The sequence below is a fragment of the Paenalcaligenes hominis genome (assembly GCF_041359055.1).
Classification (GTDB): domain Bacteria; phylum Pseudomonadota; class Gammaproteobacteria; order Burkholderiales; family Burkholderiaceae_B; genus Paenalcaligenes; species Paenalcaligenes hominis_A.
In genome coordinates this window covers 774,555-797,384 of the sequence record NZ_JBGJKZ010000001.1, presented here as the reverse complement: position 1 = coordinate 797,384, position 22,830 = coordinate 774,555, and the positions used below count along the sequence as shown (strand labels likewise).

The following is a 22,830-nucleotide window of genomic DNA, read 5'->3' as shown; positions in this document are numbered from 1 at the left end:
GGAATTCCTATCTACGATGGCCTGAACTGGCCTGTGGGTCTATACGATTATCAATAAATGTTTGGCTACGCACTTGGCTGAACCAATCATCAAAAGCGGGCTCAACACGCTGCTGAAGTAGCATTTGACGCGCTTGCATACGGCGGTACTCATTGCCCACGTTGCGCTCACGATGCTCATCAACTCGGATTAAGTGCCAACCGAACTGGCTGCGTACCGGAGCACTAATTTGTCCGGGAACCAGTGCATTCATGGCTTCCTCAAAGGGAGGAACAGTTTCGCCTGGATTTAACCAACCCAGATCACCCCCTTGTGGTGCAGACGCATCCTCGGAATAAGCACGAGCCAGGTCTTCGAAGGACTCACCTGCACGTATACGATCTGCTAATTGCTCAATACGCATCTTGGCTTGCTCATCTGAAGTAATTTGGTCGAGCTTAATTAAAATATGATGGGCTCGTGTTTGTGTAACCACCATCTCGTTTTCGGCTTCGCCTAAGCCTTGGCTTTGTCCACGCTGCAACACTTTTAAAATGTGATAGCCGGCCCCACTTTGAACTAGCTCAGCCACTTGACCTGTACTGGTGTTTTTTACTGCTGAAACAAATATATCAGGCCAGCCCTCGAGAGGACGAGCACCTAGTACTCCGCCCTGAAGCGCTTCTTGACCGTCTGAGTTGGCTGCAGCCAAACCAGAGAAGTCCGCCCCACTGCGTGCTTGACGTAATATATCCTCGGCCTTTTGACGTAGTTGGGCTTGAGTTTGTCGGTCTGCTCCGGCTGGAATGCGTATTAAAACTTGGGCTAGCTCAATCACCTCTTGTGCTGCAGGCGCACTGTCTGTACCACGGGGATCTATGCCTTGGCTTTTGAGCAGAGCATCCACTTCGGATTCAGATACATTAATGCGTGGATCAATCACGCGTTGGCGAATCTGATCCACTAAAACCTCTTGGCGTAAACCATCAAGATAACCGTCCCAAGTCATCCCACCTTTTTCTACCTCGTGACGTAACTGCTGGGAAGTGAGGTTATTACGTGAAGCCACCAACTCGACGGCCTCGTTAACATCGATGGCAGCAGGATCCACCCCCATTCGTTTGGCTTCTTGCGTTAAGATGTGCTCATCAATTAAACGCTGTAATACTTGTTTTTGTAAGGTTTCAGACTCAGGCAGCGGGATTTGTTGAGCGTTAAGGTTTTTCATCACCTGCGCCACTTCACTATTAAGTTGACGTAAGGTAATTACCTCGGTATTTACTACAGCTGCAATACCGTCTACTGCTTTATTGGTTTCAAAGTCAGACTCTACCGCATAAACCGTATTTACACTCCAAGCCCCGCTTACTGCCAGTGCTAACACCATTGAGCGTGTTAATTTCTGTACATCCATTTATTCGTACCTCTCAAAAATCGTTTTCTCTGGTAGGGAGGGGTTGACCGACTCATAACCTACAATGCGCTCTCTGAGCAAGCTCATTGGATCTGTGCCTAATGAGCCTAACCCTGACAACTCTAACTGTAAAAACACGGCGCTGTTGCTTTTTTGAGCAGATACGGCATAACGCTGCACTACAAAGCGTCCAGTCCAACAGCAATCACCCTTGTATTCAAAGCCTAATATCGTTTGCGTACTGCGTTTTTCTTGGAGCGAGTAATCCACTCTACCCAACGCATACACACGGTTTGTTAAAGGCCATTGTGTAGTCAAAGACAACTGTTCCTTTGTTTTATTGTCATCGGCATGCACAAACGTATAGTCGGGGTTATCAAAAGCACGCGGGTCGCGTTCGTAGCGATAGGCTGCTGATAACGTGGCTAAACGTTTAGGATGCCAGTTTACACTGGTATTTATGCGATTGCGACTAAAGCGATCCGCATTCATTTGCGCATCTAAGCGCACATTAAACTGATCGGTTAGGGCTGCATAGGCCCCAAACAAATAATCGGAGCGAGCTTGTTTGGGTGAGTGCTCATTTGGAGCAAAGGTATGCAAAAACACCCGTTGATCATCAAAATGAAAACGTTGTGCCAGTTCAAGGCGCACACGCTCAAACCCTGTATCGGCATCTAACCAGCGTGTGGTTAAGCCTGCAGTTAATTGGTTCGCATTGGCGATGCGGTCCCAACCACCACTGTAAATGTTTTCGCTAAAAGCTTGAGAAAAGTTAAACGTAGCAATACCAGTATCTAAGGTAGGTATAGCATTTTGATCGCGGTAAGGCACATATAAATAATATAAGCGAGGCTCTAGTGTTTGAATGGAGTCAATATCAAACAAGCGCGTCTCGCGTTCAAATGTCATACCCGCATCGACTGAGTACACAGGCACTGAGCGCATAACATTACGTTTTAAGTTACGTTGGGCGACATCGCTAACCGTGTCCCACGCAGTATCGTAATGGCTTAAATGCAAACCTACTTTAGGAGTCACATACCAACCGGGCTGCATGTAGGAGTACGCCACAGTAGTATAAGAGGCCACGCGGGTACTATTGGGCGCTAAACGTTCAGTTCTATATCTGTCAAAAGCAGATAAGCTACCGCTGTAGTAAGGCATCACAAAATGGGTTGCCGAGTTTTTGGAAACCACATCAAAACCACCCCAATTGTACCGAGCGCCTTGCAACTCTAGCTGTGGCAAACGATTGTATTGTGGACGGCTATATCCTGCGGCTTGGTCTTGTAGTGTTTGGTACTGTGAAGCCGACAACGCTGCAGAAAAGTATTTGGCTCCGGCCCAAGAAAAACGTGCATGGCTACGTAACTCTGTGATGGAGGCTTCATTTAAGCCAAACGTAGAAAAATTTCTGAAGTAATCGTCATCTGACACACGACTGTATTGATAATCAAACCCAAACCCATTCCCTAAATCATGGTTGTGCTCAGCATTAAAAGCCCAACGATCGGTTTTGGTTTCTTTGTCGTTATTTAAGTAGGAGCCTGTAATAGTACCTAGGGATCGTGGTGTCAAATAGCGGAACTCCCCTTGCAACTGCAAACCGCGTTTACTGAGATAACGCGGTGTTAATGTCGCATCGTAATTAGGCGCTAAATTAAAGTAATAAGGAACCGAGAGCTCAAGACCACTGTTTGATGAATACCCGTATGCGGGCACCAGCAAGCCACTTTTACGCTCTTCTCGTAAAGGAAAAGTTAAATATGGCGAGTAAAGAATAGGCACATTTTTAAAGTACAGCACCCCATGCTTTGCTACACCTGTATTCGTATCGTTATGCAAATCGACTTGGGGCGAACGAATAAACCATGCAGGTGCTGGACAGGGGCAACCACTGTATTCGACTGTGGTCATACGTAGGTGATCTTTAGAAAGTAGCTGTGCCTCGTCAGCCTGACCTGCCCCACCCGAGCCCCCAAAGTAAAAATGTGGGGCCGCTATGGTTCCTGTTTCATTTTGGATGTTGTAATCAATGGCTTCGCTACGAATAATCGTGCCATCGCGTAACAAACTGCCTTGGCCCCGAATAGCTAAGTCACCTGAGTTTTGGTTAAAACGGATCGTGTTACCTTTAGCAATCGAGTCTATACGACGCACCTGTGCCGAGCCGGTTAACAAGACCGAGCCCTCCTCAGTGCTTTCAATACGATCAGCGTTAAAATAGGCTGACATATTATCCTCGCTGACCTCGTGCAGGCGCAAATGCGTTGCTGCTTTAAATTGCGGCACTCGAGGTTCCGAAGAAAAAGCAGGCTGTAACGTACTATCTAGACCTAAACCCGCTAAAATAGTTAGGGCAAACCAAATCGTTCGCACAAGCTGTGTGTCCTTTGAAAATTCTTAACTAAGTCATTCTTGCCATACCGACTTAGAAATACAGTTGCCTATTATAGATAAGCCAGACGCTTCGCGGCACGTTAACACGTTAAATTTATTTGCTTGAGTCACTTTTTATGCAAAACACTGCTCATCCTCGCTTTCAACAGCTGGTTCACTGGCTTGGCACTTTACCGCCGTCCTTAGGGTTAAACATAGATCAGTTACAGCCTGCATCTAGCGATGCAAGCTTCAGACGTTATTACAGACTACCTGGTACTGATCAAAACTACATTATTATGGATGCGCCACCTGCCCAAGAAAACAATGCTGCTTTTATTGATGTGCAGGGTCGTTTAGCGCAAGTGGGTGCCAAAACCCCTACTATATTAGCTTACGAAGCCGAACAAGGCTTTATGCTTTTAAGCGACTTGGGTACCCAAAACTACTACCAAGCGTTACAAACTGACCTTAACCCCGCTGTATTACAAGGCTTGTATCGTTTAGCTATTGAGGAATTAGTACGGGTGCAGCAAGCAGACACCACTGGGCTCAAAGTCTATGATGCTGCCCGCATGCTTGAAGAGCTACAGCTATTTGACCAATGGTATATACAACAATACTGCAACACCACGCTTAGCCCTGATGAGCGAAAAAGCTTAGACCAGGTCTTTACTATTTTGGTTTCTGACAACGTCAAACACGGTTCGGTGCTTGTTTTACGCGATTTTCACTCCCCTAATTTAATGATGCCCACAGATGCCAGCTTGCAGCCTGGGCTTATCGATTTTCAGGATGCGGTGATCGGGCCTATTACCTATGATTTAGCCTCGTTGGTTATGGACGCACGCCATACATGGGATGAGGAACAGCAACTGGACTGGGCGATTCGCTATTGGCAAGCTGCACACCATGCTGGTTTACCTATTGCTACGGATTTTGCTGATTTTCACAAAGCCTATGAGTGGATGAGTGTGCAACGCAACCTACGTATTTTAGGGGTATTTAGCCGTTTATCAATTCGAGATGGCAAGCACCATTATCTCGAGCATATTCCTCGTGTAAATCAGTATTTGCGTCAGGTGTTTAGCCGCTACGAAGAATTTAATCCATTACGTCGTCTTTTTGATCGCCTTGAAAATAAACAAACTGTCTTAGGGTTAACGATTTAATGTCTTTACGTGCCATACTTTTAGCCGCCGGCCGAGGGGAGCGTATGCGTCCCCTAACAGATAGCACCCCTAAGCCCCTACTCAAAGTACAGGGCAAAGCCTTAATCGAATGGCATATTGAGCGTTTAGTGGCTGCCCACATCACGGAAATAGTGGTGAATCATGCGTGGCTAGGTGCCCAAATAGAAGACTACCTCGGAGACGGCTCCAAGTGGGGAGCCCGTATTAGTTACTCTGCCGAATCCTCTGCTCTTGAGACTGCCGGAGGCATTAAGCAAGCCCTACCTCTGTTGAGCTCAGCTCCTTTTTTAGTGATTAGTGCAGACATTTGGAGCGACTGGAACCCACAACTAGCGCATTATTTAGCCCAAAGCTTAGCTTCCCAAGCCGCCAAAGCCCATCTCGTACTGGTGCCCAATCCCCCTCATCATACTCAAGGCGATTTTAGTCTAGTCGCTGGACGCGTTCAGCCGCATGCTGGTGTGCAATCTTATACTTACAGCGGCATAGGCGTTTTTGACCCGTGCTTTTTCGACTCTGTGCCCTCCCATACTCCTATGCCTTTGCGTACGCCGTTGCAGCATGCCCTTGAGCAAAACCATGTACTCGGTAGCGTGTACACAGGCACATGGATGGATATAGGCACCCCAGAACGATTGAAACAAATAGAACAAAACTTGGCGGCAAAAGCGTAACACGCTATCATTTCTGACAGCTTTTGCGTTTTTTGCCATTCACCTATTTTATCTACAGGAACGATTTGCCTCATGCTAGGTTCCAAACGCCCTACATTTAAACCTACTGCTTATGGCTACACCCGTCGTAAACGCCGTATTCCTCGTTGGCTGGTTCTTATGATTACCGGCATGGTCTTGGGTGCAGGCGGCCTTTTATTTATTCAAAAAAGCTACGGTCCCCCTATGTTAACCGTAGAGCAATCTCAACAGCTGCACGATGAACTCAATGCAGCCAAGGCAGAAAATCAACGTTTACAATCGCGCATTAACCTTGCCGAACGTGAGCGTGACACTAGTCTAGCCCAAGTCTCTGAAGCCACGGAAAAACTAACTCATCACGACGCTATTGTTTCAGCTCTTGAAAAAGACTTAGTACTCTTTGCCGACGCTATGCCCGCTGACCCGCGTGGTACATCGCCCGGCATCCGCGCTGCTGACTTTACAAACAAAGACAATGAACTGGACTATTCTATCTTGCTAATGCAAGACAGCGACAAAGCTGACACCACATTTAAAGGCACACTCAGCCTAAATATCCAAGGTCGTTATCCAAATGGTCGCACTGGCTATTTTGATTCTGAGCCCGTCTCTGTCGAGCTTGGACGTTACACACACGTCCAAGGCGCTGTAGAGCTTCCCTCTGGCATGACTGCTCGTCAAGTCACCATTCAGGTTTATCCCCAAGACAACACACAACGCACAGCTGCTATGCGCATTATTAACGTGCGCTAACAAAAAAAGCCTGAGCTTATGAACTCAGGCTTTTTTGTAGGCATTTTTAATTAAAATGCAGGAACAATTGCGCCTTGGTATTTGTCTTCAATTTGCTGGCGCACAGCGTCAGAATGCAACGCTTCTATTAGTTTTTTCACGTCTTCTTGATCCGCTTTTTCGGCAGTGGTTACTACAATATTGGCATAAGGTGAGTCAGCACCTTCAATAAACAACGCATCTTTTAATGGGTTTAACCCAGCTTCAAGTGCATAGTTAGTATTGATCAAAGCCAAATCCACGTCGGCTAAAACACGGGGCAAGGTAGCTGCTTCGAGCTCTTTAAATTTAAGATTTTTTGGGTTTTTAGCTACATCACGAGAGGTGGCAAGAATATTGCTTGGGTCTTTTAACTCAATTAACCCCTCTTGTTGCAATAACAACAAAGCACGAGCACCGTTAGATGGGTCGTTAGGCAAAGCCACTAAAGCCCCGTCTTTTAGCTCGGACAAATCTTTAATTTTATTAGAGTATGCACCAAACGGCTCTACGTGAACCAAAGCAATAGACACTAACTCAGTTTTGTGCTCTTTGTTGAAAGTATCTAAGTAAGGCTTATGCTGAAAAAAGTTCACATCGATTTGATTATCAGCCACCTGTACATTGGGCTGCACATAATCCGTAAACACTTTAATATCTAAATCTACGCCCTGCTGAGACAGGGTAGGTTTCACAAACTCCAATAGCTCAGCATGAGGTACTGGCGTTGCTGCAATGGATAACTTGCCTGCATGGGCAGACCCCATAGCCAAGGCGGCAACAGACAAAGTCAAAAGAGGTAATATTTTTTTCATAACGTTGCTCCTGCGTAACAAAATAAAGAAGGTTACTGCGTTTTTCTTTGAATCTTAGCCGCTAGCTTATCGCCTATCATCTGCAACAATTGGACTAATACCACTAAAATTAAAACAGTAATCAACATCACATCGCTTTGATAGCGTTGATAACCAAAGCGCACGGCTAGATCACCTAGCCCACCGCCACCAATGACTCCTGACATAGCGGAATAACCTATTAAAGTAATAGCGGTCACAGTGATAGCAGCTAGAATACCTGTGGTGGCCTCGGGTAATAAGGCCATGGTAACGGTTTGACGCGAGTTAGCCCCCATCGCTCTGCAAGCCTCAGAGACACCAGGGTCCACCTCACGTAATACAGTTTCAATCAAGCGTGCAAAAAAAGGCGCTGCACTAGCTACCAATGGGGGGATTGCGCCTTGTACTCCTAGGGCGGTCCCAGCTATCGCACGCGAGAGAGGAATCATTACAATCAATAGAATTAGAAACGGCACCGAGCGCAACACATTTACTAAAAATGATAAGCCCTGATAAGTCCAGCGGTTTTCTAAAAGCTGCCCTTGCGCGGTTAAAAAAAGAATAACACCCAAAGGTAAACCAATAAGCACGGTAAATATCAAAGAGGCCCCTGTCATAACAAAGGTCTCTACGGTTGCACTCCAAATCAGTGCCCAATCCATATTGCTAAAGCTCATGCCCGTAACACCTCACATGTTACATTATGCTGATCAAGCACAGTTTTGACTTGTTCCCATTGGCTTAAATCGCCTTCAACGGCAACCACTAACTGCCCATAGGGTGTTTGTTTAATACGACTGACAGCACCCTGCAAAATACTAAAATCCAAATTAAACTCTCGACTAATCCGACTAAGAATAGGGGCAGATGTAGATTGCCCTTTAAAACTCAAACGCAATAAACGCCCCTGCACCTGCTCAGCGAGCTCGTGCCAACTGCCATCATCCATACCACTTTCAGATAACAGGCTTTGGGTTGTGGCATGCTGTGGATGCAGAAACACATCTAACACAGGACCACATTCGACTAATTCACCCATATCAATCACTGCCACTTGGTCGCAAATGGTGCGAATCACATCCATACTATGCGTAATTAATACAATAGTTAAACCTAGTTTTTGATTAATTTCCGCCAATAAACGCAAAATGGACTGCGTGGTTTCTGGGTCAAGCGCTGAGGTGGCCTCATCACATAACAATAACTGTGGCTGATTCGCTAACGCACGAGCAATACCTACCCGCTGTTGTTGCCCACCTGATAACTGGCGTGGGTATTTATGGACATGGTCCTGTAACCCTACTAGCTCTAATACCTCTAGAGCACGCGCTCGTTGTGCCTTGGGCTTTAACCCTGCAAGCCGTAAAGGAAAGCACACATTGTCCAAGACGGTACGCATTTGTAATAAATTAAAATGCTGAAATACCATACCAATTTTTTGACGCATTAAACGCAACTCAGACTCTGGCAGCGCGCTTAATTCAGTCTGCTGTAACCAAACACGCCCTTCAGAAGGCCGCTCTAAGAGATTTAATAAGCGAATTAAAGTGCTTTTCCCTGCCCCTGAACGCCCGATAATTCCATATACCTCACCAGCTGGTATATGCAGATTAATATCATTTAAAGCAATAATACTCTTATTGCCAGATGCGTATGTTTTATAGATATGCTCTAAACGAATCAAAGAAATTTCCTACCCATTTTCTTAGCCAAATTTCTGGCGACTTCTAGTAAGACCTAAACGCGTACTTTGTTCCAAAATGTAGAGGAATGTGATGTAGACGTATAAGCCTTAAAAAAATGTTAATATAACTACAAGCTTATAAAGAGTTATCACCCCTGGAAACTCATAATAAAAATGTCGACTTGTTGCAAAAACACACATTACTTTTGAGTGCGGCACTATTCTTTTTCAGGATCCACTATGCAAGCTATTGTTACCCGAACCCTTTGTGATCATTGTTTAGGTTTACCTGTAGCAAAAACCTCTACACAGCCTCATAATGGGCTGAAATTGGTGTCTCAGTACACCCCAACCCCAAATGGTGAGTCTGAAGCCAAGTTTGTCTGTCACACCTGTGATACGGTCTGGCTACATCGTAAAAACAAATGGGGTTCGTGCGAGGGCTTTAGGCTAAACCCCTAACTATGTTAGGCTTTATGCATCCCTAACTGTTAGCTAGGATTTGCATGTCTGACTTTACTCGCCCCTCACAAAGCCAAATAATCCACCAGGCCATGCGTGCTTTACAGCAAACATGGCTTGTTGCTGCTCAATTGCAAACACCTCTGCCACCGTTTCTGCTTCAACGCAGTGTTGCTATTCTAAAAGCTCTACAAAAATATACAACACATGAGCAAGTTCTACTGCTATTAGAGCACGCAAAACAACAGCTCACTCTACTTTTAAATGATACCGTCTCTACGCCAGCTCTGCTAAGCCAACCACCCCAAGCTCAGTATGTACCCTGGTTTGACACTTCATTCCCCTACCCCGCTACTCTAGCCGATCTCAGTTTAGGTGCTCAGTGGCATCAACAGATTAAATCCAGCCATGACGATCCGTTTAAACGTCTTGCATTGGCGTTAGCTAAACTACCCTATCGTTCCGCCTACCAGGAAGCCGTTATAGCACTTCGTGCTGTGATTCGCTCAGAGCCACAATATAAAAATGCGGCTCTTGAGCTATTGTATTGGCTTGCAGCCAGTGCTTCTTTTCTTGAGCACCCTCAACTGCGCCCCTCTGGGGAAAAAATTTTAGAAGCTTTAGCTGGGCACGAGCTCCAACAGCTCTCTGTTAACTACCAAGAGCTAGGTCTGGCTCAACTGCCCTTATTAAATCAAACTGACCAAAAACAGCTTATGCAGTATTTTGGTGCTCCTACCCAAGCCCGCACTTTGCGCGATGTACATAGCAACGCATGGCAAGCCTATGAAAAACGTCTACATAGCGCGGACTAAACAAAAAAAGCCCAATGGTTAAAAAAAACCATTGGGCTTTTGCATAAAGCAAAACGCCACTTATAAAATAAGTGGCGTTTTTGTATTCGTTCGTGGTGGGTCGTGCGCGACTCGAACGCGCGACCAACGGATTAAAAGTCCGCTGCTCTACCGACTGAGCTAACGACCCGACCGAAAGATGTAATTATTGCACCTATTCAAAATACTGTCAAGGGTTTTTTAATCAATTAAAAAACAAACGCAATAAAAACCGTCTTGGCCTAGGGCAAATACCTATATGCCCTGAACCAAAGACGTAACTATAACATGAAATTTAGCTTTGTACAGCTTTTTTTTAACGTGCCCGTGAAATTCGCACTTCAGCGCCGCGACGTTTAACCTCTAGGCCTTCAGATGGCAAGATTTTTAAACCCTCTAGCCCTTTGATGTAGCTAGAACCTTGCATTTGCATAACACGTATTTTATTACGCATTACAGCAGGACTATGCTCGGGCATACCAAACATCCAGACCTCTTCAAGCAAACGTGCAGAGTTGAACTCAGAGGTATTCAGTGCGGCAGGGCCTAAACACAACATATGACCCTCACGCCCAAAAACAGGTAATCGATCTAAACCTGCTTCGATTTCCCAACGCGTCCCCCCTTCGTAGCGCCATCCGGTGGAAAGATCCCACCAGTCGCTACCCTTGGGCAGATAAACCTCGGTTTTTGTACCGGGCTTAACAAAGGGTGCAACCAAAAGCGTAGAACCCAACATGTACTGATGCGGCCAGGCATTAACCTCGGGGTCGTCGGGAAACTCGAGCACTAAAGCGCGCTGTACAGGTAAACCGCACCGTACTGATTCCTCGATAATACCTAACACATAGGGCACCAAACGGTAGCGCCAACGTAACCAATGTGCCACGAGCTCTTGAGTTGCTGTATCAAAAGATTGTGGCATTAAGCCCGGTATCGATTGAAGATGAAAGTTGGCTGAAAACACAGCCATAGACAACCAACGTATAAATAGCTCGGGGGTCATGGTGTCTACAGGGTGATGCACCGAACCAATTTGATGGGTTTGCGCAGTTATACCGCTATTGCCCACAGCAAGAGCTGCCTGCAGAGTTTGGATTAAGCCTTCCCAGTCGTTGCTTACATCGGGACCGAGCTGCCAAGCAAAACGGTGCGCTGATGGATATAAAGCGCGACTAGCTACCAGACCTTCTTGGGGCGTTTTATGGCCTGCAAAGGCATCAAATAAAGCTTGACGCACCAATAATGGATACACCGTGCGTAACATAGCCCCGCACTCGTTACCACGAGCTGTAATGCCATCTGGAATCACAAAACTCGAGTCACTAATGACCGCCCCCAAGCCTTCATCAAAAGACTGGCGTAAACGCTCTACCCATAGTTTGTAGGCGTCTTTATGTGTTAGGTCGAGTAAACCAAAATCGACCCCGCCTGTGGTGGCGTTGCCTGCAAAAACATGTGCCGCACCATCGTCGTCATTTAATAAAAGCCAACCACGGTCTTCCCACTCGTCAAACATAGCCGTTCCGCTTAATACCCCCGGAAACAATGTAGCAGCTAGCTTGAATTGGGCCTCTTCGGTCTGGGTCATGGTTTCACGCAGTTCACCTATACGTGACTCGTCCCACTCGAATAACGGACGATCCGTACTGAAACCAAGCACAGCAGGCGCAGCAAAGTTGACTACGTCTATGCCTACATTTAGCTCTTTAAGCTGTTGAACCTGTTGATATGAGTCGGTTAAGTGTTGGCCGTCGGCCTGATCTAACCACACCCCCATCGGCCATAACCCAGGTTGACCGGCTCGCCCTGTGAGAGCGGTGTACTGATTAAGTATTTCTGTAGGAGCCCCAACAAAAATAAACATATCTAACACAGGGGCCTCGACACTAAGCACATAATGGTCTGCTTGTGTATGGGCTACATCATGCTGCACACGTTCGAAGGTGTTGACATACACCCCCCACCCTTTACAGCTCCAGGCTAAGGGCAGCACTCGGTCTTCGGCACGGTCGGAAACTAGCACACTGCCACGGCGGTTTAAATCTGCGGTGGTTTCACCTAGACCGTACACCCCTTCAGTTGGATCTAACTGGATATCGAATTGCCAGTGTTTGCCTGAAGTGAGGGATTGGCTTTGCAATAGCAGCTGGTCGCCACTATAAACTCGTAAGGCAAAACTGTCTTTATCTAACTCAACAACACAGTCTCCTTGTTCGACTCGCCAACCTTGGTCTTGGTCTATGACCTGGAGCTCGCCCACGGCATCTAGACGCGCTAGGAGCATTTCAGCATACTGCTGAGCACGTGGGGTTACACGTTCGGGCTGAATGTGTTTTAATGTGCCAAAGCGCAAACGAAACACCCCCGGAGCGTGGGCTTCGATACGCAATATTTGGTCGTCAGCAGCTGAAAAGTCAGCGCTGGATGATTTAGTAGATATTGAACTTAGAAGATTAAACAATTGCGTCACATCATCAGAGTGAGTTTTGGACGGCACAGTGCGATCCTCAAGGGCTAGGCCCAAAACAAAATTAAAATACTATTTTGACGTATATTTGCAAGACTGCAAAGCCACATCAAACCAATCTTTATCCTTGCTATTATCGCAGGTATAGCGCGCAGGATAAATCACGTTCTATTACAGCTGGCTCAGATGCCAAATTTGTGCTAATAAAATCAGCAGCCAATGCCGCCCAACTAAAGCCGTAGGAACCATAACCCACATTGAGCCACAGACCCGGCAGTGCTTGGGCAACCACTGGTAGATGGTCAACTAATGCCGCACGCTGCCCTTGCCACATAGATAATGCAGGGGCAGACGCCTCAACTGGCACCAGCTCTGATACCTTATTCATAATATGGGCATGCGCTTGGGACGCAGACATAAAAGAATCGTCCTCGTAAGTACTGCCTACCACATAGGTTTTCTCGTCCACAGGCAACACATAGCCCTGACCTGCCACAATACAAGAAACAGGCGTACCTAGCGCAGCTGCGCCCACTACACTGCTTTGACCATTTATCCTATCCATGGTTAGCAATCGCTCTGCCTGCGGCAATAACGGTGCTAGCAAGCCTGTAGACTGACCCGCATTAGCTATAACAAGGTGGTCGGTACAGATTTGACCATGCTGCCTTGTGTGCGCCACCCACCCGTGGGTTTCATCTGAATGCACGGCTGTTACGCAATCGGCTGTCAGAGTAATAAGCGGATGAGTCAACAGCTGGGATATTAGCCGCTCTGGATTCACCACTATCGCCTTAGGAAAAAAAGCGGCAGCATGCCGTAATGGATAGCGCATGTCTCCAATTTGTGAACCAGCTGCCCTATATTGTACCCAATCCGGATCAAAGGCTAAATTTTGTATAGTATGACGTAAATTTTCAGCCTCCGCTGAGTCTACGCTAAGTACGGCTGCACCTGTAGTAAAAAGGCTTTGCTCAAAAAACGGCTGCCACCGTTGTCGGGCACGCAATACTCCGGCCCGACTCAATCGAGCACGGGGCGCATCATCACTGGTTAACAAGGGCGTCATAGCCACAGCCTGATGTCCTAAATGAGCTGCACCAGCGCCCTGACTAAAATAAGGGTCCAGCACGTGTGACGCAATGCCTCGTTGCGCTAACGCGTAAGCTGTTGCGGCCCCCGCAATACCCCCGCCTACAATCACTACTGGCTGCAAGGGTTTAGGTAAATAGCGTCGCCCTAAATGAGGCCGCAAACGCGCTTTGATCATATGACGTTTAAAAGCAAAGCCAGGACACCGCTCTACAATAAAACCAGCATTTTGTAAGTCACGCCGTACCTGAGCCGCCGAACACCATGTTGCCGCCGTCGCATTGGGGGCTGCCATACGCACTAACTGACCAAATAGTTCGGGTGCCCACATGGCTGGATTTACGCGCGGAGCAAACCCATCTAAGAAAAAAGCATCTGCTTGGCACTCCATGCGCTTAGCTCCTTGACTGATCTCACCAAAGTACAAGGTCAGCGTGACTTGCCCACCCTCAAACTCTAAACGGTGAATACCAGGCACTAAAAGCGGCCATTGGGCTAATAACTGATCCGCTAAATGGCGATGGGTAGCGGGAGTTGGGCCTAGCATAAGCGCAAGATCGTGCGCATAAAATGGATGCGCTTCAAAGGAAACGAAGTGCAAGCGTTGGCTACGCTGCGGGTCGGCACGCCAAGCCGCCCATGTCGCAAGAAAGTTATTACCTAAGCCAAAGCCAGTTTCCAAGATGGTAAACTGCTCTTTTTGCTGCCACCGCTCGGGCAGCCCATTTCCAGCCAAAAACACATACTCTGCTTGGTTTAATGCCCCCGAAGCCGAATGATATAAATCATCGTAACGATCACTACATGCTAGCCCCTGCTCGGTAAAGCGTGGCGTAGCTGGAATTAAAGGCTGAAACGCACGTGTCATACAAATTCAAACAAATCCATTATCTAAACGACTAATTATGAAACTACCTCGAGATCTACAAAGCCATCTTGCTACGGCGATTACTGCCGCTCAAGCTGGAGCCGCTATTTTACAAGCCTATGCCGCAAACCGCAGCGAACTTGTTATTGATACAAAAATGCGTAACGATCTGGTCTCGCAAGCCGACCGAGAGGCCGAGCAAGCCGTCATTCTCGTGCTTCAAGAACAAACACCTGAGTTTGGCATTGTGGCTGAAGAAAGCGGCGGCACGGCTAGTCAGCTAGCAACGTGGTGCATTGACCCCTTGGATGGCACCACTAATTTTCTCCATGGAATTCCGCACTATGCGGTTTCAATTGCTCTGATTGGTCATGCTGGCACCGAAGTCAATGGGGTGGTGTTAGAGCAAGACACACCCATTGTGGGAGTGGTGTACGACCCCAATCGCGACGAAATGTTTAGCGCATTTCACCAAGGCGGCGCTTGGCTTAATGGGCAACCTATACGTTGCTCTCAGGCACAGAGTCTTGCTGATAGCGTCGTTGGTACCGGTTTCCCCTTTCGGGATTTCAGCTTTGCTGATCAATACATGCCGACCTTACATCAAGCCATTGAGTCCACTCGTGGATTGCGTCGCCTAGGCGCAGCAGCACTGGATTTGGCATGGGTGGCGTGTGGGCGTTTTGATGCTTATTGGGAAATGGGGCTGGCACCATGGGACGTTGCAGCAGGAACAGTTATTGTACGAGAAGCCGGCGGTATTAGCGACGATATGTATGAACAGCAGCCTTGGCCAGAGCGCGGTTACATCTATGCGGGCAATCACAAAACAGCGCCTGAACTCTTAGCTTTATTACAGCCTCATCTGGTTTATCCAAACCAAGCCTAAGCAAAGAGCAAACAAAAGATAAAAGTTGCTGCATAATAGACCTATGCAGCAATTTTTATATTGATATTTTTGATGCAGGTGCCCATGACAACTCTACCCCCTTTTACCTCTTGGCAAGACGAATTCACTGCCATTCGCCGCGATCTACACCAGTACCCAGAGCTTGGTTACACCGAATACCGTACTGCCGATAAAATTGCACAGTACCTTGAACAATGGCAAATTCCATTGCACAGAGGCTTAGGCGGCACAGGCGTTGTGGGTATTTTAAAAGGGGAAGCTGGCCCAGGGGCAGCAATTGGTTTACGCGCCGATATCGACGCCCTCCCTATGCCCGAGCAAAATACCTTTGCGCATAAAAGCCAACACGAAGGCATTATGCATGCTTGTGGTCACGATGGTCATACCACCATGCTTTTAGCGGCAGCCCGTTATCTATCCCAGCACCGCGACTTTAGCGGTACCATTTATTTTATTTTCCAGCCTGCCGAAGAAGGCCTAGGTGGCGCAAAGAAAATGATTGACGACGGTTTGTTCACGCTATTTCCTATGGATGCCGTGTTTGGTCTGCACAATTGGCCCGGCATGCCTGCTGGTCACTTTGGTTTACGCACCGGCGCTATCATGGCATCAAGCAGCACATTTAGTCTGCAAATCCAAGGCAAGGGCGCACACGGTGCTATGCCCAATCTAGGTGCAGACCCAGTCATAGCAGCCATCAGCATCGCACAAGGTCTACAAACCATTATCAGCCGCAACCTAGACCCGCTTGAGCAAGCGGTGCTTAGTATTACTCAAATTCATGCTGGCTCGGCAGATAACGTCATTCCGGATCACGCTGAATTACGCGGTACAGTACGCACATTTAGCAACGAGGCCTTGGATCTCATTGAAAAGCGCATCCACGAACTCAGTACTCAAACAGCTCTAGCTCTAGGTTGTACAGTACAGTTTGATTTCGATAGACGTTATCCCCCTACCATTAACCATCGCGAGCCCACCGAGTTTTGTGCTCAGTTACTTCAAGAGTGGCGCGGGGCTGACCAGGTAACCTACCCTGTACAGCCATCGATGGGTGCCGAAGATTTTTCTTTTATGCTCGAACAGGTGCCAGGTTGCTATTTATTTTTAGGCAATGGCGATGGCGATCATCGAACGCAGGGCCATGGGTTGGGGCCGTGCACTTTACATAACGGTAGCTATGACTTTAACGATCAACTTATACCTATCGGCGCTACTTATTGGGTGAAATTAGCCACCTCATGGCTCAACGCACACAGCGGCACCAAAACGTAAATACAATAAAACTTTCGCAGCAAGATGTGGGCTTCTAGGTACAATACTAGCATTTGTACTAATAAGAAGGAGCCTCTATGAGCACTGCTCTAATTTCTATTCCTAAAGACCAAGACCCTGTATTGCGTGTCATTCCTATGCCTGGCGATGCCAATATGCATGGTGATGTATTCGGCGGCTGGATAATGGCCCAAGTGGATATAGGGGGCTCAGTGCTTGCTTCACGTCGTGCTCAAGGACGAGTCGCAACCGTAGCGGTCAACTCTTTTACTTTCAAACAGCCCGTTTTTGTGGGTGACTTACTTAGCGTTTACGCCAAAATAATCAAGACTGGCACCACCTCCATCACCGTCGAGGTAGAAGTCTATGCCGAACGCAAGCTCTTGCCAGATGAAACAGTCAAAGTCACCGAAGCCACCTTAACCTATGTTGCCACTGATGACCAACGACGCAGCCGCCCTCTACCTCTAATCGAATAATATGACTCAAGCCACTGCGACCACAGCACCATCCAAAATACGCCGTTTAGACCCTGAAGACGCTCAGCTTGCTTTGCAGCGTTTGCACAGCATTTTAAAGCGCCAAGAAGTGGTCAACTTACTCTCCGAGGATGCCGAGCAAAATGAGCATTCTGAAGAGCTCACTCAGTTAACCCATCGCCATCACGAAGAAGAAATCCGGGCCATTATCAATAATCTGCACCCAGCAGATATTGCATTTATTCTGGAATCTTTGCCTGAGCCCGAGCGCCAGCTCGTTTGGGATCAAGTTTCAGACGAATACGATGCCGACGTGTTGTTAGAAATTGAGGACTGGGTTCGAGAGTCCTTAATTAAATCGATGGATACCGAGGAGCTTATCGCCGCAGCCTCAAACATGGATGCGGATGAAATTGCAGACCTCGCACCCGATCTACCTCCAGACGTTATTGCCGAAGTCCAAAAAGGGCTTACCGACGCCGAGCGGGCCCAGCTAATTGCCGCAATGGGTTACCCCGAAGACTCTGTGGGTGCCATCATGGACTTTGAAATGGTGCGGGTGCGCGAAGACGTTACTCTAGAAGTAGTACTGCGCTATTTACGTAGGCTTCAAGAGCTACCAGACCACACTGACCAAATTTTCGTTGTTGACCGCGGCGATCGCTTACAAGGTACCTTATCGCTGACCACTTTATTGGTTTCTGATCCAGAAAGCTTGGTTTCCAGCGTAATGAGTACCGACTATTTTTATTTACACCCTCTGAACCCAGACACGGATGCAGCCAATGCTTTTGAGCGCTATGACTTAGTTTCGGCTCCTGTTGTGGATGATTATGGTCGCCTCATTGGGCGTGTTCCCATTGATGAGGTCATTGACGTACTCCAAGAGGATTCTCAAGAGCAAGAGCTTTCACGTGCCGGTCTTCAAGAGGAAGACATTTTTGCTCCTGTGCTAAGCGCTTTACGCAACCGTGCGCCCTGGTTATTAATTAACCTATGTACTGCGGCGACCGCGTCTTTTGTGGCTTCGCGTTTTGAAGACACGGTTAGCCATATTGTGATCTTGGCCTTTTTAATGTCTATTGTGGCTGGTATTGGCGGCAACTCAGGCAATCAAACCATGACCATGATTATTCGGGCGATGGCTATGGGGCGCATTACCGGTGCCAATATTTGGCCCTTAGTAAAACGTGAGCTGTTGGTAACGTTTCTAGTGGGTGCCTGTGGCAGTCTAGTGACAGCAGGGTTTGCGTGGTTTATTTCGCGCTCAATTCCTATTGCACTGGTTATGATGGCGGCCATGATTGGCAATATGTTGGTAGGGGCTGCTTTAGGCGTATTAATCCCCACCCTGCGGAGCCGTTTTGGCAAAGACCCCGCAGTGGGCTCCTCTGTGTTATTAACTTTTGGTACAGACTCGCTAGGCTTTTTTATCTTTCTTGGCTTAGCAACAATCTTTTTGCTTTAAGCTACGGTTACCGTTTGGAGTGTGTTTAAGCGTTGCATTAACCGCTCCAAACCCGTCGCATCCATTCCAATAAACACCAATTGAGTTTGGGCTATGGGACGCGCGCTGGGTGTGATAGCACACTGCGTTTTGGTCCACTGCACCACCCATCCTCGCCCAGTTTCTGCCAGCAATACCCCTTTGGCTCGATACAATATCTCGGCAAACTCCTCTAACAGTGCACGCACCTCATCCACAGCAAGCACTTGATCTGACTCAAAGCTTATACTGTGCCAGCCGTTGGATTGGGCTAACACAGAACGAGTCTGTGATGGCGTCATAGCAGGGGCAGGCGTAACAGCACTAGCATAGTCGTAATGCTGTTGGGCTTGGCTTTGGCTAAGTAATTGTTGTAGGCAATCGGGCAAAGATTGGTCCACAGTCAGCCGGTTAAATACCAGCTGCGTGGCACTCAAAATTTGTTCTGCCCATACTGTATTGACTCGGGCATCCGCTGCATGCAAAGCGGCTAATGATACATCGACAAAACAGCGCACCTCTGCCAGCTCAAAACGCTGCGCCACACGTATCATGTCTGCTACACGTGCCGCATTTGCGACCCCACTTAGCTCTATAAATAATGCTGCAGGCGCGGGCTCTAGACGCCCTATTTCGGCTAGCTTCTCTGCCATGCTAGCGCCTAGAGTGCAACAAACACAGCCGTTATTTAAGCGAATCACATCGTCATCTTGATAAGCAATTAAGCTCGCATCGATATTAATCCGCCCAAAATCATTCACCAACACTATGCTTCGTGCTGGAATGTCGGATTGCAGCAATTGGTTTAAATAAGTGGTTTTACCCGAACCTAAAAAACCAGTTAATAGAGTTGTCGCAATAGCTTTAGGGCTTTTCATGACAATGGACCTCGCCCCCTAGCACCGTCGCTAAGACCTGTACCTCAAGCAAGTCATCAGTATCTATGGCGTATAAATCTCGGTCTAAGGCCACCATATCAGCAAACTTACCTACTTCCAAACTACCCACTTGATCGTCCATGTGCAAAGTATAAGCCGCACCCAATGTCATCAGCTCTAGCGCCTCGGGAATGGTTAAAGCCTCGTGCTCGCCCAACACGTGACCACTCGCGGTTTTACGTGCTACCGCACACCACATAGAAAACAAGGGCCCCAAAGGGGTAACAGGAGCATCACAATGCATAGCCACCGGTATACCTAGTTGTCGTGCGGAACGCAAAGGCTGCATACGACGAGAGCGCGTATAGCCTAAGGTTTTTTCTCTATGAATATCGCCCCAATAATAAATATGATTCACAAACATATTTAAACAAACCCCTAGCTTAGCCGCACGACGCATTTGTGCTTGGCTAATAAACTGGCAGTGCTGCAGGGTGTGGCGATGATCGGCTCGATACCAAAGCGATTGCGCTTCTTCAATGGCGTCTAACATAAGCTCAACGGCTTCATCGCCATTCGTATGAATATGCATTTGCAGGCCGGCCTGATGATAATCCAACACAATTTGTTTAAGCGTTTCAGGCGGTGCATTCCAAATGCCATTCTCATGCCCATTATGATAACCAGGCCACAACATACGCGCTGAAAATCCCTGTATAGAGCCGTCTGTCATCACTTTCACTAGACCAAAATGCAATTTCGTATTGTTTAGGTCTTGGCACGCGGCAATACGTTCTATACCTTGATGATTTTGCCAATCCAATGCACCCATAGCGGGCACCAAGCGCACTGGATATTGGGGTTGCTGACTGCTTTCCACTAAAGCAGCTACACCTTGATCCGATAAAGGATTATAAAGATCGGTAATAGTAGTAATACCAGTACGCTGCGCCGCTTTGCCATAGTTTTGCAACGTGGCTAGACTGGCAACCTCTTCAAACACACTGCGCCCCAAGGCCTCAAATACCGCATGCATGGCAGCCATTTCTCGTAGCTCACCATTCGGTTGGCCGTGTGCATCGCGCATTACCCCTTCCAAATCGGGACTATCTGCCAAGCGGGTCTGCGCCAACATGGCACTATTTACGGTCATCAAATGCAAATTGGCATGGAAAATAACCACAGGGCGATCAGGCACCACGGCATCAATAACCTGTTTATCCAGACGCTCACCGTCAAAATACACAGGATCAAAGCCCCATGCTACGAGTGGCTCTGCAGGCGCTAACGTTTGTGCGGCTTGTGCTAGGCGTTCTTGAATAGCTGCCAAGCTGGTGTTACCTGGGCAGAGCTCACCTTGGGGAGTATGACGAGGAAAATAGCCCAAATACACATAGTTCCACATTGCCCCCTCAAGTGCATGACTATGCCCTTCAACAAACCCAGGATACAAATAAGCATCCTCAAAACGGGTATCTAATACATACTCACCTATATCAGCGATGTCCTCTAAGGAACCGACTGCGAGTACCTTGCCATCCTGAACAGCCACATGGGTGGCGCTAGGCAAAGAAGGGTCTAAGGTAATAATACGTTTAGCAGAAAAAACGGTGATCACAACTTACCTCCTAGTACAGCACGCTGACTACTCTGCGCACCGCTTTTTTTCATCATTAATAAAGGAATGAGTACCAAGGGGATCACTGCCGTCGCAGCGAATGCCATTAAATAGGTGCTTGGGCTTAGTGATGGCGCAATAGGAGTCACAATAAAAAGCAACGGTGTATTAACCACCACAATGGCAAGATTAAAAAATGCCAACTCTTTAGCTACCGAGGTACTGAAGTCTGCATCTAACAAGCGCAACAACAAAAGCCCAGTACCAGTAGAACCAGTACAACAACCGAACGAGGTTAAAGCACGTTCAGGACCTAACTTGCCGCTCCAGTTACCCACATACCAGCACAAGACAAAGGTGGCGACGGTCACAGCTACCGTTACTAATAAAATCGGCACAATCAACGCATAAAGCACAGAAAATGAAATGCTCATGATAGTACCAACCACCATGAAATCTACCGAAGCCCCTGTTAAGCGTTTTAAGCTCTCATCATCAATAAAATGGCCCCATCCTTTGTAATCGATCACCCAACGCATCAATACACATATACCTAGGCCGTGCACAAAAAACATATTATGGCTAAAGAGTACGCCTAGGCTAATTCCTAGTGGCTCTTTACCTGCCACTACCCCTTGCATCATAACCAGCCAAAAATGAGTCAGCATATAGGCCAAGCCCAACAAACCAATATGCCACGCTAAGCTGTCCATATTGGCGCTATGGGTAACTAAGCGCGTTTCAGTCTTACCTGCACCATTGTGGAAATAGCCCAGCAAAAACTCATCATCAATCGTGGATTTTTTATTTAAATTTTTACCACTACGAATCACTTTGCGTGCAGCGGGCACACCCACAATAAACGCCACTAAAAAGCCCAGTGAAGCATAAATTAAGCCGACTTGTGTAGCATTGACCAAGCCATAATCTTTTTCCCAAATACCGCCATAGGTTAAGGCTTGACCAGGACCTTGAGTGAAACCATGGGTAATTAGCGCACCAAGCATAGGCCCAACTTGGCTGCCAGTGATTGCGTCATACGCATAAATAATGCCGTAACCGATAAGAGCTTGCATCCCTAAACTGGCCGTCCAAATTAGCGTTAGCCACAGGCCCCCTTTGACGATGCTATCCCCTGCTAACTTTTTATCCTTGCTGCTACCCGTTAAGCATAAGGACATAAAGCTCAGAGTAAAAAAATGAAAGGTTAGCGCGTTAAAGTCATCAGGACTATAACCAGGCAGTAAGTCAAAGCTCAGTAAGACAAAGCCTATACCGCCACCTAATATACTGGCTGGTACTAAAGAATTCTGAAGAAAAGGGATTTGGCGTCTAAACACGCCTCCGATCACCAACATAAGAGCCATCAGGGCAAATGCAATTACCCCCTGAAAAGTACCATCCATACCTACCCCTTTGTGAGACAAATTGTACTGATTAATGCAAAAAACATCAGCAAGCCTTAATAGTGCCTCTCTAAGGAAAGTAGCAGAATAGGCATATAC

The 22,830-nt window shown here is 47.4% G+C and carries 19 protein-coding genes and 1 tRNA gene; 9 read left to right on the top strand and 11 right to left on the bottom strand.

Annotation, left to right across the window (positions count from 1 at the left end):
• Positions 1–7: 7 nt before the first annotated feature.
• Positions 8–1,393: a peptidylprolyl isomerase gene (locus ACBP46_RS03725; RefSeq protein ID WP_371015375.1), complete on the bottom strand. Its 1,386-nt coding sequence runs from the start codon at positions 1,391–1,393 to the stop codon at positions 8–10.
• Positions 1,394–3,775, bottom strand: coding sequence for an LPS-assembly protein LptD (locus ACBP46_RS03720; RefSeq protein WP_371015374.1), 2,382 nt, complete (start codon positions 3,773–3,775; stop codon positions 1,394–1,396).
• Between the two features lie 137 nt (positions 3,776–3,912).
• On the opposite strand from ACBP46_RS03720, the gene ACBP46_RS03715 reads away from it, so the two are divergent.
• The 3 genes from ACBP46_RS03715 (at position 3,913) to ACBP46_RS03705 (ending at position 6,416) form a co-directional block, all read left to right on the top strand.
• The gene (locus tag ACBP46_RS03715) at positions 3,913–4,947 is read left to right on the top strand and encodes an aminoglycoside phosphotransferase family protein (RefSeq protein ID WP_371015373.1); all 1,035 of its coding nucleotides are present in this window, start codon (positions 3,913–3,915) and stop codon (positions 4,945–4,947) included.
• The gene (gene murU / locus ACBP46_RS03710; RefSeq protein ID WP_371015372.1) at positions 4,947–5,642 is read left to right on the top strand and encodes an N-acetylmuramate alpha-1-phosphate uridylyltransferase MurU; all 696 of its coding nucleotides are present in this window, start codon (positions 4,947–4,949) and stop codon (positions 5,640–5,642) included. The genes ACBP46_RS03715 and murU overlap by 1 nt, the downstream gene beginning before the upstream one ends.
• A gap of 72 nt (positions 5,643–5,714) precedes the next feature.
• The gene (locus ACBP46_RS03705) at positions 5,715–6,416 is read left to right on the top strand and encodes a DUF6776 family protein (protein ID WP_371015371.1); all 702 of its coding nucleotides are present in this window, start codon (positions 5,715–5,717) and stop codon (positions 6,414–6,416) included.
• Between the two features lie 50 nt (positions 6,417–6,466).
• On the opposite strand, the gene ACBP46_RS03700 is transcribed toward ACBP46_RS03705, so the two are convergent.
• Genes ACBP46_RS03700 through ACBP46_RS03690 form a run of 3 tightly spaced genes read right to left on the bottom strand, consistent with a single transcriptional unit; the run spans position 6,467 to position 8,954 of the window.
• The gene (locus ACBP46_RS03700) at positions 6,467–7,249 is read right to left on the bottom strand and encodes a MetQ/NlpA family ABC transporter substrate-binding protein (RefSeq protein ID WP_371015370.1); all 783 of its coding nucleotides are present in this window, start codon (positions 7,247–7,249) and stop codon (positions 6,467–6,469) included.
• A gap of 32 nt (positions 7,250–7,281) precedes the next feature.
• A complete protein-coding gene (locus tag ACBP46_RS03695; RefSeq protein ID WP_371015369.1) occupies positions 7,282–7,947 on the bottom strand; it encodes a methionine ABC transporter permease in 666 nt (221 codons plus the stop codon).
• Positions 7,944–8,954 carry a methionine ABC transporter ATP-binding protein gene (locus ACBP46_RS03690; RefSeq protein ID WP_371015368.1) on the bottom strand — a complete coding sequence of 337 codons (1,011 nt, stop codon included), beginning with the start codon at positions 8,952–8,954 and terminating at the stop codon, positions 7,944–7,946. The genes ACBP46_RS03695 and ACBP46_RS03690 overlap by 4 nt, the downstream gene beginning before the upstream one ends.
• A 240-nt stretch (positions 8,955–9,194) precedes the next feature.
• Between ACBP46_RS03690 and ACBP46_RS03685 the strand changes: the two genes are divergently transcribed.
• The gene (locus tag ACBP46_RS03685) at positions 9,195–9,416 is read left to right on the top strand and encodes a hypothetical protein (RefSeq protein ID WP_371015367.1); all 222 of its coding nucleotides are present in this window, start codon (positions 9,195–9,197) and stop codon (positions 9,414–9,416) included.
• Positions 9,417–9,460: 44 nt separating this feature from the next.
• A complete protein-coding gene (locus ACBP46_RS03680) occupies positions 9,461–10,231 on the top strand; it encodes a hypothetical protein (protein ID WP_371015366.1) in 771 nt (256 codons plus the stop codon).
• A 93-nt stretch (positions 10,232–10,324) separates the two neighbouring features.
• Here the strand turns inward: ACBP46_RS03680 and ACBP46_RS03675 are convergent.
• The 3 genes from ACBP46_RS03675 to mnmD all read right to left on the bottom strand — a co-directional run bounded on the left by ACBP46_RS03675 (position 10,325) and on the right by mnmD (position 14,679).
• A tRNA-Lys gene (locus tag ACBP46_RS03675) sits at positions 10,325–10,400 on the bottom strand.
• 165 nt (positions 10,401–10,565) lie between these two features.
• On the bottom strand, positions 10,566–12,749 hold the full coding sequence (locus ACBP46_RS03670) for a glycoside hydrolase family 31 protein (protein WP_371015365.1): 2,184 nt from the start codon (positions 12,747–12,749) through the stop codon (positions 10,566–10,568).
• Between the two features lie 103 nt (positions 12,750–12,852).
• Positions 12,853–14,679 carry a tRNA (5-methylaminomethyl-2-thiouridine)(34)-methyltransferase MnmD gene (mnmD, locus tag ACBP46_RS03665; RefSeq protein WP_371015364.1) on the bottom strand — a complete coding sequence of 609 codons (1,827 nt, stop codon included), beginning with the start codon at positions 14,677–14,679 and terminating at the stop codon, positions 12,853–12,855.
• A gap of 37 nt (positions 14,680–14,716) precedes the next feature.
• Between mnmD and ACBP46_RS03660 the strand changes: the two genes are divergently transcribed.
• The 4 genes from ACBP46_RS03660 (at position 14,717) to mgtE (ending at position 18,811) form a co-directional block, all read left to right on the top strand.
• Positions 14,717–15,568 (top strand): inositol monophosphatase family protein, encoded by an 852-nt coding sequence (locus ACBP46_RS03660; RefSeq protein WP_371015363.1) that lies wholly within the window; start codon positions 14,717–14,719, stop codon positions 15,566–15,568.
• Positions 15,569–15,652: 84 nt separating this feature from the next.
• Positions 15,653–16,864, top strand: coding sequence for a M20 aminoacylase family protein (locus ACBP46_RS03655; RefSeq protein WP_371015362.1), 1,212 nt, complete (start codon positions 15,653–15,655; stop codon positions 16,862–16,864).
• A 77-nt stretch (positions 16,865–16,941) separates the two neighbouring features.
• Positions 16,942–17,343 carry an acyl-CoA thioesterase gene (locus ACBP46_RS03650; protein WP_077734670.1) on the top strand — a complete coding sequence of 134 codons (402 nt, stop codon included), beginning with the start codon at positions 16,942–16,944 and terminating at the stop codon, positions 17,341–17,343.
• Between the two features lies 1 nt (position 17,344).
• Positions 17,345–18,811: a magnesium transporter gene (mgtE, locus tag ACBP46_RS03645; RefSeq protein WP_371015361.1), complete on the top strand. Its 1,467-nt coding sequence runs from the start codon at positions 17,345–17,347 to the stop codon at positions 18,809–18,811.
• On the opposite strand, the gene ACBP46_RS03640 is transcribed toward mgtE, so the two are convergent.
• Genes ACBP46_RS03640 through ACBP46_RS03630 form a run of 3 tightly spaced genes read right to left on the bottom strand, consistent with a single transcriptional unit; the run spans position 18,808 to position 22,731 of the window.
• The gene (locus tag ACBP46_RS03640; RefSeq protein WP_371015360.1) at positions 18,808–19,707 is read right to left on the bottom strand and encodes a CobW family GTP-binding protein; all 900 of its coding nucleotides are present in this window, start codon (positions 19,705–19,707) and stop codon (positions 18,808–18,810) included. The two genes, mgtE and ACBP46_RS03640, sit on opposite strands and share 4 nt — an antisense overlap.
• The gene (locus ACBP46_RS03635) at positions 19,694–21,325 is read right to left on the bottom strand and encodes an amidohydrolase (RefSeq protein ID WP_371015359.1); all 1,632 of its coding nucleotides are present in this window, start codon (positions 21,323–21,325) and stop codon (positions 19,694–19,696) included. The genes ACBP46_RS03640 and ACBP46_RS03635 overlap by 14 nt, the downstream gene beginning before the upstream one ends.
• Positions 21,322–22,731 carry a sodium/glutamate symporter gene (locus ACBP46_RS03630; protein ID WP_371015358.1) on the bottom strand — a complete coding sequence of 470 codons (1,410 nt, stop codon included), beginning with the start codon at positions 22,729–22,731 and terminating at the stop codon, positions 21,322–21,324. The genes ACBP46_RS03635 and ACBP46_RS03630 overlap by 4 nt, the downstream gene beginning before the upstream one ends.
• Positions 22,732–22,830 lie beyond the last annotated feature (99 nt).

What these genes read in the sequence shown, in the direction of transcription:
- ACBP46_RS03725 (WP_371015375.1), bottom strand. Translation starts at nt 1,393, where the DNA reads ATGGATGTACAGAAATTAACACGCTCAATGGTGTTAGCACTGGCAGTA.
- ACBP46_RS03715 (WP_371015373.1), top strand. Translation starts at nt 3,913, where the DNA reads ATGCAAAACACTGCTCATCCTCGCTTTCAACAGCTGGTTCACTGGCTT.
- murU (WP_371015372.1), top strand. Translation starts at nt 4,947, where the DNA reads ATGTCTTTACGTGCCATACTTTTAGCCGCCGGCCGAGGGGAGCGTATG.
- ACBP46_RS03705 (WP_371015371.1), top strand. Translation starts at nt 5,715, where the DNA reads ATGCTAGGTTCCAAACGCCCTACATTTAAACCTACTGCTTATGGCTAC.
- ACBP46_RS03700 (WP_371015370.1), bottom strand. Translation starts at nt 7,249, where the DNA reads ATGAAAAAAATATTACCTCTTTTGACTTTGTCTGTTGCCGCCTTGGCT.
- ACBP46_RS03695 (WP_371015369.1), bottom strand. Translation starts at nt 7,947, where the DNA reads ATGAGCTTTAGCAATATGGATTGGGCACTGATTTGGAGTGCAACCGTA.
- ACBP46_RS03685 (WP_371015367.1), top strand. Translation starts at nt 9,195, where the DNA reads ATGCAAGCTATTGTTACCCGAACCCTTTGTGATCATTGTTTAGGTTTA.
- ACBP46_RS03680 (WP_371015366.1), top strand. Translation starts at nt 9,461, where the DNA reads ATGTCTGACTTTACTCGCCCCTCACAAAGCCAAATAATCCACCAGGCC.
- mnmD (WP_371015364.1), bottom strand. Translation starts at nt 14,679, where the DNA reads ATGACACGTGCGTTTCAGCCTTTAATTCCAGCTACGCCACGCTTTACC.
- ACBP46_RS03660 (WP_371015363.1), top strand. Translation starts at nt 14,717, where the DNA reads ATGAAACTACCTCGAGATCTACAAAGCCATCTTGCTACGGCGATTACT.
- ACBP46_RS03655 (WP_371015362.1), top strand. Translation starts at nt 15,653, where the DNA reads ATGACAACTCTACCCCCTTTTACCTCTTGGCAAGACGAATTCACTGCC.
- ACBP46_RS03650 (WP_077734670.1), top strand. Translation starts at nt 16,942, where the DNA reads ATGAGCACTGCTCTAATTTCTATTCCTAAAGACCAAGACCCTGTATTG.
- mgtE (WP_371015361.1), top strand. Translation starts at nt 17,345, where the DNA reads ATGACTCAAGCCACTGCGACCACAGCACCATCCAAAATACGCCGTTTA.
- ACBP46_RS03640 (WP_371015360.1), bottom strand. Translation starts at nt 19,707, where the DNA reads ATGAAAAGCCCTAAAGCTATTGCGACAACTCTATTAACTGGTTTTTTA.
- ACBP46_RS03630 (WP_371015358.1), bottom strand. Translation starts at nt 22,731, where the DNA reads ATGGATGGTACTTTTCAGGGGGTAATTGCATTTGCCCTGATGGCTCTT.